General features: G+C 67.6%; 13 protein-coding genes. 7 read left to right on the forward strand and 6 right to left on the reverse strand.

The features are described 5' to 3' along the window. Window positions 1-798: a TatD family hydrolase gene (locus tag CSC71_RS08365; protein WP_162373910.1), complete on the forward strand. Its 798-nt coding sequence runs from the start codon at window positions 1-3 to the stop codon at window positions 796-798. Here the strand turns inward: CSC71_RS08365 and CSC71_RS08370 are convergent. Beyond that, window positions 779-1,618, reverse strand: a complete 840-nt coding sequence (locus CSC71_RS08370) for a tRNA threonylcarbamoyladenosine dehydratase (RefSeq protein ID WP_162373911.1) — start codon at window positions 1,616-1,618, stop codon at window positions 779-781. The genes CSC71_RS08365 and CSC71_RS08370 overlap by 20 nt on opposite strands. Before the next feature lie 65 nt (window positions 1,619-1,683). Here CSC71_RS08370 and CSC71_RS08375 point away from each other — a divergent pair, with 65 nt between their 5' ends. Beyond that, window positions 1,684-2,121, forward strand: coding sequence for a cytochrome c (locus tag CSC71_RS08375; protein ID WP_162373912.1), 438 nt, complete (start codon window positions 1,684-1,686; stop codon window positions 2,119-2,121). A gap of 76 nt (window positions 2,122-2,197) precedes the next feature. After that, window positions 2,198-2,599 (forward strand): hypothetical protein, encoded by a 402-nt coding sequence (locus tag CSC71_RS08380; protein ID WP_162373913.1) that lies wholly within the window; start codon window positions 2,198-2,200, stop codon window positions 2,597-2,599. A 54-nt stretch (window positions 2,600-2,653) separates the two neighbouring features. Here CSC71_RS08380 and CSC71_RS08385 read toward each other — a convergent pair whose 3' ends face one another. Next, window positions 2,654-3,301 (reverse strand): hypothetical protein, encoded by a 648-nt coding sequence (locus CSC71_RS08385; RefSeq protein WP_162373914.1) that lies wholly within the window; start codon window positions 3,299-3,301, stop codon window positions 2,654-2,656. A 172-nt stretch (window positions 3,302-3,473) separates the two neighbouring features. Here CSC71_RS08385 and CSC71_RS08390 point away from each other — a divergent pair, with 172 nt between their 5' ends. Continuing rightward, the gene (locus CSC71_RS08390) at window positions 3,474-4,580 is read left to right on the forward strand and encodes a M35 family metalloendopeptidase (protein WP_162373915.1); all 1,107 of its coding nucleotides are present in this window, start codon (window positions 3,474-3,476) and stop codon (window positions 4,578-4,580) included. A gap of 104 nt (window positions 4,581-4,684) precedes the next feature. Here the strand turns inward: CSC71_RS08390 and CSC71_RS08395 are convergent, their stop codons facing one another. Beyond that, window positions 4,685-4,894 carry a cold-shock protein gene (locus CSC71_RS08395; protein ID WP_162373916.1) on the reverse strand — a complete coding sequence of 70 codons (210 nt, stop codon included), beginning with the start codon at window positions 4,892-4,894 and terminating at the stop codon, window positions 4,685-4,687. A 272-nt stretch (window positions 4,895-5,166) separates the two neighbouring features. Here CSC71_RS08395 and CSC71_RS08400 point away from each other — a divergent pair, with 272 nt between their 5' ends. From CSC71_RS08400 to CSC71_RS08410, 3 genes are all read left to right on the forward strand, one after another. After that, on the forward strand, window positions 5,167-5,613 hold the full coding sequence (locus tag CSC71_RS08400; protein WP_162373978.1) for a DUF456 domain-containing protein: 447 nt from the start codon (window positions 5,167-5,169) through the stop codon (window positions 5,611-5,613). Window positions 5,614-5,627: 14 nt separating this feature from the next. Next, window positions 5,628-6,794, forward strand: coding sequence for a phospholipase A (locus tag CSC71_RS08405; RefSeq protein ID WP_162373917.1), 1,167 nt, complete (start codon window positions 5,628-5,630; stop codon window positions 6,792-6,794). Between the two features lie 79 nt (window positions 6,795-6,873). Next, a complete protein-coding gene (locus CSC71_RS08410; protein WP_211367935.1) occupies window positions 6,874-7,980 on the forward strand; it encodes a sterol desaturase family protein in 1,107 nt (368 codons plus the stop codon). 40 nt (window positions 7,981-8,020) lie between these two features. Here CSC71_RS08410 and CSC71_RS08415 read toward each other — a convergent pair whose 3' ends face one another. The 3 genes from CSC71_RS08415 to CSC71_RS15550 form a co-directional block, all read right to left on the reverse strand. Further along, window positions 8,021-8,656, reverse strand: coding sequence for a glutathione S-transferase family protein (locus CSC71_RS08415; protein WP_162373919.1), 636 nt, complete (start codon window positions 8,654-8,656; stop codon window positions 8,021-8,023). 144 nt (window positions 8,657-8,800) lie between these two features. Continuing rightward, complete coding sequence (locus CSC71_RS08420) at window positions 8,801-9,250, reverse strand: type IV pilin protein (protein ID WP_162373920.1); 450 nt, start codon at window positions 9,248-9,250, stop codon at window positions 8,801-8,803. Window position 9,251: 1 nt separating this feature from the next. Further along, window positions 9,252-12,581: a pilus assembly protein gene (locus CSC71_RS15550; protein ID WP_246192093.1), complete on the reverse strand. Its 3,330-nt coding sequence runs from the start codon at window positions 12,579-12,581 to the stop codon at window positions 9,252-9,254. Between the last annotated feature and the right edge of the window lie 14 nt (window positions 12,582-12,595).

The following is a 12,595-nucleotide window of genomic DNA, read 5'->3' on the forward strand; positions in this document are numbered from 1 at the left end:
GTGCCCGTCCCGGAACCGCTCGTCGACAGCCATTGCCACCTCGACGCGGAGGAATTCGACACCGACCGCGCCGCGGTGATCGGCCGCGCGCGGGCCGCCGGCGTGATGCGCCAGGTCGTGCCCGCGGTCGCCGCCGCCGGCTGGCCCAAGCTTCGCGACATCTGCGCCGCGCAGCCCGGCCAGGCGTCATCCGGCCTGTTTCCCGCCTACGGCCTGCACCCGATGTACCTGGCCGAACACCGGCCGCGGCACCTGCGCGAACTGCGCGACTGGATCGAACGCGAGAAGCCGCTCGCGGTCGGCGAATGCGGGCTCGACTTCTTCGTCGAGGGCCTCGACCCGCAGGCGCAGCAGGAGTATTTCGAAGGGCAGCTGGAGGTGGCGCGCGAATACGACCTGCCGCTGATCGTGCATGCGCGGCGCGCGGTCGACGCGGTGATCGCCGCGGTGCGGCGCGTCGGCAAGCTGCGCGGCGTGGTGCACAGCTATTCCGGCAGCGAGGAGCAGGCCAGGCAACTGTGGAACCACGGTTTCCTGCTCGGCCTCGGCGGGCCCGCGACCCACGAGCGCGCGCAACGCCTGCGCCGGCTCGTCGCGACGATGCCGCTGGAATTCCTGCTGCTGGAAACCGACGCGCCCGACCAGCCGGACGCGGGAATCCGCGGCCAGCGCAACGAGCCGGCGCGGCTGGACTTCATCTGCCGGACCTTCGCCGCGTTGCGCGGCATCGCGCCGGAGGAACTGGCGCGCGCGACCAGCGCGAACGCCGAGCGGCTGTTCAGGCTGCCGGCGCGCTGACCGGCTTTCCCTTCAGCAGCAGTTCCAGCGCCTTGCCGACCATCGCGAAGGCGAAGGTGCCGGTGATGTGCGTGGCCGCGCCGAGGCCGATGCCGCAGTCCAGCTTCAGCGCCGCGTCGGCGCCGAGTTGCGGGCGCAGGCCGCAGACGCTGCCGTCGGTCTGCGGATACTTGACGTTTTCCAGCGAATACACCGCCGGCACGCCGAAGTAGCGCTGCGGGTTCTTCGGGAAATTGAATTCGCCGCGCAGCTTCTTGCGCACCAGCGCCAGCAGCGCGTCGTGCTCGGTGCGCGACAGGTCGCGCACGCGCACCTGGGTCGGGTCGGTGCGGCCGCCGGCGGAGCCCGATACCACGATCGGCAGCTTGCGCCGCCGGCACCAGGCGGCCATCTCCACCTTGGTGCGGAAGCTGTCGCAGGCGTCCAGCACCAGGTCGTAGCCCTTGTCGAGCAGTCGCTCCAGGTTCGACGCGACGACGAACGCCGGCACCGCGTCGATTTCGATCGATGGATTGATCGCCCGGCAGCGCTCGGCCATCGCATCGACCTTGTTGCGCCCGTACTGCCCGGCCAGCGCCGGCAACTGGCGGTTGGTGTTCGATACGCAGATGTCGTCGGCATCGATCAGCGTCAGGTGGCCGACGCCGGAACGCGCCAGCGCTTCGGCCACCCACGAGCCGACCCCGCCCAGGCCGACCACGGCGACGCGGCTGCGCGCGAATTTCTCCACCGCACCCCGCCCGTACAGGCGGTCGATGCCGGCGAAGCGGTCGCGCCATTCCGGGCTTTTCCCCGGCCGGCTTTTGTCGATTGCGTCCATCCGGTTATTGTACGGGGCCGCTGGCACAGCCTCGCCGGCACCCATCTGGACAAGGAGCCCGCCGCATGTCTGCCGAATTGCCCGCCAAGAAGTCCAACGCGTCCCGCTACCTGTTCCTGTTCCTGCTCGGCCTGGTGGTCGGCGCGGTCGCAACGGTGATGGCGATGCGCGCGATCGACCAGCGCAGCGACCACTTCCCGCACAGCGTGATGCAGGTGATGGGCAAGCACGTCGGCCTGCTGCAGCGGACCGTGCAACAGAACCGGTGCGCCGCCACCGATTCGGTACCGCACGTGCGCACGCTGCGCGCGATGAGCAACGACCTGGAACTGGCCTTCCCGGACCTGGCCGAGGACCAGCGCTTCACCGAGCATGCCAGCCAGTTCCGCGCCAAGCTCGACGCCGCGCTGGCCGCCCCGCCCACCGATTGCGCCGGCGCGGCCAAGCTGGTCGAATCCGCCAAGGAAAGCTGCCAGGCCTGCCACCAGGATTTCCGCCATTGAGCCTTGCCACCCGGTTCACCGGCGAACCGGCAGGATGCCGAGCCATGTCCCCAGACCGATCCGGCCGCGCATTCGCATGAATCCGAAATCCGCCCTCCTCGCCGCCGCTTCCGCCCTCGTGCTGGCCGCTTGTGCCGGCAGTCAGGGCGTGGGCCCGAAACCGGCCGGGCCATCCCCCACCAGCACGGCACCCGCGCCGCAACCGGCGCCACCGCCCGCACGCCCGTCGGTCTGCGGCGATTGCGGCACCGTCGTGCACATCGAAACCGTCGCCGCCGGCAAAGCCCAGGGTGCGGTCCTGGGCGGCATCGTCGGCTCGGTGGCCAGCAAGCCGGTCAGCGGCGACCTCGACTACAACGTCCACGTGCGCATGGACGACGGCCGCCGCGTGGTGGTGCGCCAGGAGGAACGGGGCAGCCTACGCCTGAACAGCCGCGTGCGCGTGGTCGACGGCAAGCTGGTGCCCGCCGACCTGTAGGAACGCCCCGCGGGGGCGCGGCCCTGGATTGCCGGCCATCCGGCTGTCGTGCCCCTACGGCAATGGCTGCATGCCGCGCCAGGCGCAGCCGTTCCCCGTCTCGCCATCCAGCGTGAGCTTCGCCCGCCATGCGGTGGCCGCATCGGCCATGCCATCGGCGCAAAAGCCGGGGCTCAGTTCGACCAGGGCCGCGGGCGCGGTGGATGCCCAGGCATAGCCGTCGCCGACCTTCGCCGCCTTCGCGTCGGCATGCAGCGGCTCGGCGCCGGGACGTTGCAGCGCCCAGCCGGCCGCGGTCAGCGACAACGCCCAGAACGGCTCGTTGCCGCGGGCGGCGAAAGCCGCGTCTTCCGGTTCGCGGTCGCAGCGCGGACCTTCGGTGTGGACGCGCTCCACCGCTTCGACGACCAACTGGCCACCCTGTTCGCTGGCCCAGCCGTCGAGGAAGAATTCGAGCCGTCCGCCGGGCTCGAGGAATCGATCGACGAATGCCTGCGCATCCGGCGCGAAGCGCACGATCCGCTGCCGCTGGCTGCCGCACGGCGTGACCCCGTAGCCGTCCTTGCCGACCACCGCTTCGCCGCGCAGCCGCTGCGGGGCCGGCATCTTGGCCGCAGGCGCCTCGCCCGCGGGCGGTCCGGGTTCGCCGGGCGGCGCGGTCGTGCCGCCGCAGGCGGCCAGCAACGAAAACAGCCCGGTCATGCCTGCCATCCGCACCCTGCTCCTGCCCACGGCAACCACTCCCGACCCGAGATGCCGGCGAGGCTAGCACGTCGCTGGCCGCCAGACGTCGAACCGGCCGTTTTGGGAGTAGAGTCAGCCGTCCGCCGCGCGGACCATTCCAATCCAACCCCTGATACGAGAGGAATTGAACATGAAGTTCAAACCGTTCCGTCTTGCCGTTGGTACCAGCCTGATCTCGCTTGCCATCGCCGCGGTGATCGCCGCGCCGCGCAATGCCGACAGCAACCCCCTGCAGGTCCGCATTTCCCCCGTCGCCGGCAAGGTCGGCGACCTGCAGGGCGCCATCGAAGTCGTCGTCACCAATACCGGGTTCAAGGCGGTACGCGTGCCGAAATGGGAATTGCCGTCCGATTCGCCGGAGAAGCCGCTGTTCAGGGTCAGCCTGAACGGCAAGCCGGTGGCCTACGAGGGCATGCTGGTCAAGCGCGGCCTGCCGGAAGCCGCGGACTTCGTCGTGTTGCCGCCGGGCGGCAGCTATCGCGCCGTGGTCGACCTGTCCGGCTCCTACGCCATGGAAAAGAGCGGTGCCTACGAAATCGAGATGATTTCGCCGCTGCAGCACGCCTCGCTGTCCGACGGCCGCATGCTGCGCGATTTCCGCAACAGCCCGATGGTGCTGCGCAGCGGGAAGGCGCGGGTCTGGGTCGACGGCCTCGACGTGCTGGGCGCGGCCAAGTCCGGCAGCAACGGCAAGGGCAAACCCGGCTCCGGCGACACCGTGGTCAACGGCGTCAGCTACGCGAACTGCTCGACCACGCAGATCGCCACCGCCGGCGATGCGGTGATCGCCGCCCGCAACTATGCCGAGAACGCGAAGAACTACAACTTCAGTTCGCCCGGCCCGCGCTACACCACCTGGTTCGGCACCCCGACCACGCAGCGCACCAACCTCGCCAGGAACCACTTCGCCAGCATCGACGCGGCGCTGGACCAGAGCAACGGCGAGATCAAGATCAACTGCAAGTGCAACCAGAACTACTACGCCTACGTCTACCCGACCCGTCCGTACGAGATCTTCGTCTGCAAGGTGTTCTGGAAGGCGCCGCTGACCGGCACCGATTCCAAGGCGGGCACGCTGATCCACGAGACCAGCCACTTCGACGTCGTGGCCGGCACCGACGACATTGTCTACGGCCAGTCCGGCGCGAAGAACCTGGCGCTGAGCAACCCGGACTCTGCGCTGAACAATGCCGACAGCCACGAATATTTCGCCGAAAACAACCCGTTCCAGAACTGAACGGCATCCCTTGTGGCAACAAAAAACCCGGCGCAAGCCGGGTTTTTTGCAATCCCGCATCGCGCGCAGGCGCGACGCCGGCTTCGCTCCTCAGGCCACCGGGTTCAGAGCGGCTGCACCGCGTCGGCTTGCAGGCCCTTCTGGCCCTGCACCACGGTGAAGCTGACCTTCTGGCCTTCCTTCAGGCTCTTGAAGCCCTGGGTCTGGATGGCGCGGAAGTGCACGAACACGTCTTCGCCGTTTTCGCGGCTGATGAAACCGAAGCCTTTGGCATCGTTGAACCACTTCACGGTTCCGTTTTCACGTTCGGACATCGTTGACTTACTCCCTGGACTGACGGTGGGAACGCCGGGTCGCGGCGGCTGGTTGCAAGGAGGAAGCGTGTAACGATGTAGCAGATCGTTCGATCCAACCGCATCAGGCCACAATTACCGGTGACCCTTGACAAGCGCAGCGAAACCACATTAACGCGGCATTTATGAAAAAGTCAATCACCTGCCGCGCTTGATTCCATCCTCCAACCCATTGAATTGAAAGGAAACTTCATTTGTCCATCGAACAACTCTGGTACTTCCTGGCCGCCGCGATGGTGCTGATCGGCCTGATCGGGGTGGTCCTGCCGGCCCTGCCGGGCCTGCCGCTGGTGTTCGCCGGCATGCTGCTGGCGGCCTGGGCCGACCATTTCCGGCACATCCACTGGCTGACCCTGGTCGTGCTGGGGCTGATGACCCTGATGTCGGTCGCGGCCGACCTGTTCGCCACCGCCGTGGGCGCCCAGCGGGTCGGCGCCAGCCGCAAGGCCCTGCTCGGCTCGGTGCTGGGCACTTTCGCCGGGTTGTTCTTCATTCCCTGGGGCATCTTCGTCGGCCCTTTCGCCGGCGCGCTGCTCGGCGAGCTGTGGCACGGCAAGGAATGGCGGCAGGCGACCAAGGTGGGTTTCGGTACCTGGCTGGGCATCGCCCTCGGCGCGATGCTGAAGCTGGGCCTGGCCTTCGCCATGGTCGGGCTGTTCGTCATCGCCTGGCTGGTGTGAGAATCTCGCCGTCGATGAACCTTTATCCGATCCGCTTCCCGGCGCTCGTCCTGGCCGCCTGCGCCATCGATGCCCGGGCACAGGAATACAGCCCCGCGCCGGCCACGCCGGAGGCCTGCGTCAGCATCGATTCCGACGCATTGCGCCTGGCCTGCTACGACGCGGTGCTGAAGCGCAAGCCGGGGCAGACCGAGGCGGCCGACGCGACGGCCGCCTATGCCGGCCTGGTGGCGCGCGACGAACGCGAACAGGCCGAACGGGAAGCCGCCGGGGACCAGGGCGAAACCGCGCAGCAGCGCACGAAGCGCAGGCTCGGCGCGCTGTTCCGCAACGACCCGACCTACCGCGACGCCATCGCCAATGCCGGCAGGGGCTCGCTGCTCGACAGCCGCTGGGAGCTGGCCAAGGACTCCAAGCTGGGCACCTTCCAGTTGCGCGGCTACAAGCCGGTGTACCTGTTCCCGGCGTTCTGGACCGACGACACCAACGAGACGCCGTCGTCGCCGAACCCGGACAACACCGTCGCCGAGCCGATGCGGCTGCAGGCGACCGAGGCCAAGTTCCAGCTCAGCTTCAAGACCAAGATCGCCGAGAACCTGTTCGGCGACAACGGCGACCTGTGGACCGCGTACACGCAGAGCTCGCGCTGGCAGGTGTTCAACGGCGAAGAGTCGCGCCCGTTCCGTGAGACCAACTACGAGCCGGAAGTGATGCTGGTGTTCCGCAACGGCTATTCGCTGGGCGGCTGGCACGGGCGCATGACGGGCATCGGCATCAACCACCAGTCCAACGGCCGCGGCGCTCCGCTGTCGCGCAGCTGGAACCGGATCATCGCCAGCATCGGCCTGGACCGCGAACACTGGGCCTTCGTCGTGCGCCCGTGGTGGCGCGTGCCGGAAGGCAGCGACGACGACAACCCCGACATCGAGGACTACGTCGGCCGCGCCGACGCGATGCTGGTGTACAGCAACAACGGGCACGAATTCAGCGTGCTCGGCCGGCATTCGCTGCGCACCGGCGACGACTCGCACGGCGCGCTGCAACTGGACTGGGGCTTCCCGATCGACCGTACCCTGCGCGGGCACCTGCAGGTCTTCCACGGTTACGGCGAAAGCCTGATCGACTACAACCACAAGGCGACCTACGTCGGCCTGGGCATCTCGCTGCTGGAGTGGTTCTGAGCGGACGCGCCTGCGCGGCCTTGCCCAAGGCGGGCGATGTTCCGCTATGCTCCGGCCGGGGAAAACCGACCGACCGACCATGCTGCTCACGCATCGACTGTTCCTGCCCTATGCCTCCGCCCTGCTCGGCCTGCTCAGCCTGCTGGCCGTGCTGTGCTTCCATTTCCCGGAGCTGTTGACCAGCAAGGAATTCCGCGCCGTCTACGGCGAGCAGTTCGCCCGCAACCTGCTGCTGGTCGGATTGGTCGCCGCGTTCGTGCTCGGCACCCTGGCGGTATTGCGCGGCCACGGCAAGCGCGTCGCCCTGGTCGGCGTCGGCAGCGCGACGCTGGCGGTGCTGCTGGGCGGCACCAACGTGCAGTTCGACGCGATCGGCAAGACGCCCTATTCCCTGGGCCTGGACTGGTTCCTGATCTCGCTGTTCTTCTCGGCGCTGGTGTTCGTGCCGCTGGAACACTACCTCGCGCGCCGCCGACTCTCGCCACTGCGCCCCGGCTGGCGCACCGACGTGGCCTATTTCTTCATCAGCCACGTGCTGGTGCAGTTCATCCTGATCCTGGTCACCGCGTCGACCTCGACCATCGCCGGCCTCGCCGCGTTCCCGGCGCTGAAGGCCGCGATCCAGTCGCTGCCGGTATGGCTGCAATTCCTGCTGGCCGTGTTCGCGGCCGACATGGCGCAGGCGTTGCTGCATCGCGCCTACCACAACGTCCCGTGGCTATGGCGCTTCCATGCGGTGCACCATTCCAGCCGCGAGATGGACTGGCTGGCCGGCTCGCGCATCCATTTCGTCGAGATCGTGCTGACCCGCAGCGCGGTGCTGCTGCCGCTGCTGGTGCTGGGCTTCTCCACGGCCGCGGTCAACGCCTACGTGATCATGGTGGGCCTGCAGGCGGTGGTGGCGCACGCCAACCTCGGCATCCGCTTCGGCTGGCTGGAATACCTGGTCGTGCTGCCGCGCTACCACCACTGGCACCACGCGCGGCACAAGGACTACCTGGACGTGAATTACGCCATCCACTTGCCGCTGGTGGATGCGCTGATGGGCACGTTCAAGCTGCCGAAGGACGGCAGCTGGCCGGAGGAATACGGCGTGATGAAGCTGGAAACGGTGCCCAACGGCATCCTCGCCCAGCACCTGATGCCGTTCCAGGGCGGCAGGAAGTACGACGACTACGTCGCGTGATGCCCGGCCGCGAAGCGCAGGGGCGTGCCGCGCCGCGCCCCTACGTCCAGTCGGTCAATCCTTCGCGCCGGTAAACCTCGCGGAACGACGGCAACGCCTTCATCCGCTGCGCATGCGCGTGCAACGCCGGCCATGTATCGGTCGGTTTCGGCATGTTGCGCGACCAGCGCATCAGCATGGTCAGCACGAAGTCGGCGGCGGACCTCTTTTCGCCGAGCAGGTATGGGCCGTTCGCGGCGAGGTGTTCGTGGACCTGCTGCCATGCCGACTCGATCAGGATGCGCGCATTGGCCTTGACCGCGTCGACGTTCGCATCCCCCGCCGGTTCGTCCGGATAGAACCAGCTGCGGTACGCCGGCATCAGCGTGTAGGCGCAGAAGAACAGCCAGCGGTAGTAGTCGCCGCGCTCCTTCGTGCCCAGCCCGGGCGCCAGGCCGGCCCGGGGATGCAGGTCGGCCAGCTGCATCGCGATGGCCGCGGATTCGGTCAGCACCTGCCCGTCGATCACCAGCGCCGGCACCCTGCCCTGCGGGTTGATTTTCAGGTAATCGGGCGATTTCTGCTCGCGCCTGTCGAAATCGAGCAGGCGTAGTTCATGCTCGATGCCCAATTCGATCAGCAGCCAGTGGACGACCAGCGAGGCGGTGCTTCGGGAACCGTAGAGGACGACGGACAATCGGGCTCTCCTGGGTGTCTGGGGTCGCCATTCTCGCCGAAGCGGGAATGGCGTGCGAGAAGGATCGCGCAGGAGCGGCGGGATATCGCCATCCCCTCCTGCCGCCGGCGCATGCCGCTCCGTTGCGCCGCCTGCGCTTGCGGATCATCTCCAGCAATCGTCGGTGGCCGCGGTCTTCCTGCCGGTCTGGTCGATCGTCATCGTGCCGCATCGGGTTTCCGCTTCGGCCTGGCGGCCTTGCGGGGCGATCCGCAGGGTGTATCCGGCCGCATCGGGGACGCCGACGAAATCGATGTCGTAGAACGGCGAGACCTCGTTCGAGCAGGCCGGGGCCGGCGCATCGGCATAGGTCATCCGGGTGGTGTAGTAACGTTCCATGTATTGCGCCTGCTCGGTCAGGCAGCCTTGCGCCGCGCTGCGCCGCGCCTTCACCAATGCCCACTCGTAGCTGGGTATCGCAATGGCCGCGAGGATGGCGATCACCGCCACTACGATCATCAGCTCCATCAGGGTGAATCCGTGGCGCGCGCGCGCGGGCAGGCCGCGCGCGCGCTTCCCGGTCGAGCCGATACCGCCATTGCCGAAGCCGTTCATGTCAGTTCCGCAGGAGTTCGCGCCAGGAAACCCGGCGTGGCGCGGTGCCGGACGGATTGACGGGAAGATCGGCCTTGCCGCCCGACGAACCGCCCACCACGGCGATCGAACGCCCGGGACCGCGGATGATGATCGGCTTGGTCAGCATGCCGACCCCGGGATCCATCGACCCGACCGCGACGTTGTCGCCGTTGCCTGTCGCCAGCTTGTCCTGGTCGTTGAACGTCCCGTCGCCGTTGGCATCGAAGAAGGGCGTGGCGAGGCTGGTGCCGCTGAAGGCGTCGAGCGCGTTGAGATAACCCTTTCCGCCCGCATCGCAGGCATTGCTGGTGGGCGGGATCACGGTGGCGAAGAAGAGGACCGGCCCGTCCACCAGCGGCCTGTTGATGACGCGCTCGCCCGCCGCCGGTGCCGACAGATCCAGGTACCAGCCGCGTCTTCCGGCCGGCAGCGTACCGTTGGGCTCGAAGCCGCGGTTGCCGGTCGTCGCATCCACCACGGCGATCGTGCGCTGCTGCAGCTGCGACTTGGCGATGGGATTCGGCTCGTCGTCGATCAGGCCGTACATCGACTGGATCGAAGTATCGGTCAGGTCCGCGGTCGTCAGCATGCTGCCGGTGCCGACGAAGACCCAGCGTTTCCCGGTCGCCGGGTCGCGTGCGAGCGCCAGGTCGGCCGTGATCGGCTGCGCGGCGCCGGTGGAAAACAGGGGCCGGCCGGAGAACGCCACGCTTCCGGTGGCGCCGCCGGAGAAGTCGAATTTCCACACGTTCCCGTTCAGGTCGCCCGCGAAGACGTAATCGAGCGTGCCATTGCCGTCCTCGTCCCAGCCGCGCGGCGAGAAAAGGCCGTTGTCGCCGCCGGCGCCGGTATCGATCTCCTGCATCACGGCGCCGGTCGACAGGTTCACGACGTACAGGACCGCATGGCCGTTGACGCTGTTGATGCCGTTGCCGAAGACGACTGCCCGGGTCCCGTCGTTGAGCGTGGCGATCAACGGCTCGCCCAGGACGTAGCCCATGTTGTTGCCGCCACCGAGTTCCCACATCACGTTGCTGGCGCGGAAGTTCGACGGATTGGTGACGTCGAGCGCGTAGACGCCCTTGCCGCCGCGCCCCAGCGTGCCGACCAGGTAGTTCCTGCCCGGCGTCGTCGTGCGCGACGAAACGACCAGCGGCCCGTCGACGAAATATTCGTGCGTGTACCTGGGGTTGCTCAGCGTGGCCAGCTTCTGGAAATCGATGCTGCCCGGCACGTAGGCGAAGCGCTCCACGCCGGTCAGTGCGTTGAAGGCATGCAGCATGCCGTCGTTGGCGCCCACGAAGATCGTTTCCGTCTCCTTCACGTACACCGGCGACGAATCGACGATGTCGCCCAGAACCGTGGTCCTGTCGCGCAGCTGGCCGCCGTTCTGCTGTTCCCCGCTGCGGTCGCCCTTGATGTAGGCCGCGTTGTCTGCTCCGTTTACCGGCGCGACCACGCGCGTGGACTGGTCGAGCGATGCGGTCTGCGCCGCGGTCGGGAACGCCACGCCGCCGGTGCCGTTCCAGGTAAGCACGGTGCGGCCCGTGGTCGGAATCAGCGTCGACGCTTCCCAGCTGGCGGCATCGGCCACGCCGCTCTCCGAGGCGTCGTAGGCCGCCAGTTCGCCGCTCCAGGCACCGGAGACATAACTGGCCTGGTAGACGCGCGTATTCGAGATGAACGACGTGCTGTTGGCGGTGACGTTGGAAGCGGAGCCCAGGCGTTCGGCGATGGTGGCGAACGCCTCCAGCAATCCATCGGTGAATTCCCTGGTGTTGGATGCGACCAGGAAACCGCCGCGGCCGTTGACGCCCGCATGCCACAAGTCGTCGATGCGGTCGGCGTTCTCGCCGCCGTTGATGGGGTCGGGCCAGTGCCTGGTGCCATTGGCGATGGACGGAAGGTCGGTCTTCGGGTCCAGCCTGCCCTTCAGCCCGATCGACACCCCGAACGTCACCATGTGCTGCCAGAACGCCGGGTCGGTGTCGGGCCGGTCGTCCTGCGAGTGCGGGACGTTGTTCTCGAGATCGGTGCGCAGATCGCGTTTCCAGTAGTACATCGCCACGTCCGCGAGGGTGTCGGCGCGGGATCTGGTCGAGGTTTCGACGAAATTGTCCTGGTACGGATTCCTCGGCGCATAGGCATACGAGTTCCTGCCGGACGCATCGGTAATGGTCGGGCCCGCCGTGCCGTCGGCATCTCCCACGTTGCTGTATCCGCTGGTGCTGTTCCAGAAACCGTCCGTGGTCAGGATGGCGAAGTTCTGGCGGCAGCTGAGCTGGTCGGCGGCCGCCTGCGGCCCCCATGGCCCGCTGGCGCCGCTTTGCGAGAAGTAATTGCCCGCCCGCTGCAGCGCGCGGTGCAACGGGGTGCTGTCGTTGCCCACGGCCGATTGCAGGCGGTCGTACCAACCGGACTTGTTGCTTCCCCTGAACAGGCCATCGTCGGTGCCCACCGGGATGTCGTACGGCATCCCGGTGGTGTTGCGGTTGATGGTGTCCAGGCCCACGCGCAACTTCTCGCCAACCCGGCTCAGCGCCTCGCTCGCCCCGGCCTTGGCCACCTTCATGCGGCTGCGGTGATAGGAATACCAGGTCGCGTAATTGGTCATCTCGCCGGCATCGCTCCGCCCGGTCGGCGTGGCGAAGGTGCAATTGCGCCAGTCGTAGCCGTTGCCGTTGAAGGCGTAATCCGCGCAACCGGCGTTGGCGACGCCGCGATTGTTGGTCCGGCGTCGGTCCCATTCGCTCCTGACCACCCGCACGGTGCCGCCGACATTCCGGATCTGGTAGCGGTAGAAGTCGGCGTTGTCGGTACTGGTCGAGGCCGCGGCAGACATCGGAACATAGAAAGTCTGCGGACTGGACGACAGGTCCACCGCGTCGGTCAGGAGCGCGGTATGCCGGTACGCGGAAGTGAACGACGTCCCGCCCGTGTATCGCGTGCCGTCGGCCTTGATCCAGGGAAGGTAATTGGTGGCCGGGTTGTAGTAGATGGTGTTGTGCCCGTACGACGCGTGGGTTACCAGGCTGTCGTCGAGGTCGTCGGTCGCGCCGGTTCCATTCGAATAACGGCGATCCGACAGCGCCGCCGGCATCGCGATCAGGTTCATCGAGCCCGAGTCGTCGAGGATGAAGCGGACGTTGGCCGCCGGGTACTCCGCCTGCGACTGCAACGGAACGTTGGGAATGTCCACCGCATACCCCGGCGCAGCGGCCAACGTCGCGACGAAGGCCACGGCGCCGGCGAAGACGCGGCCGCGCAACGGCCGGCAACCGGATTCTGGGCTGGGTCTGCGAATGCTCATCGAACTCGTGCTCC

The organism is Pseudoxanthomonas sangjuensis (genome assembly GCF_010211755.1).
GTDB lineage: Bacteria > Pseudomonadota > Gammaproteobacteria > Xanthomonadales > Xanthomonadaceae > Pseudoxanthomonas_A > Pseudoxanthomonas_A sangjuensis.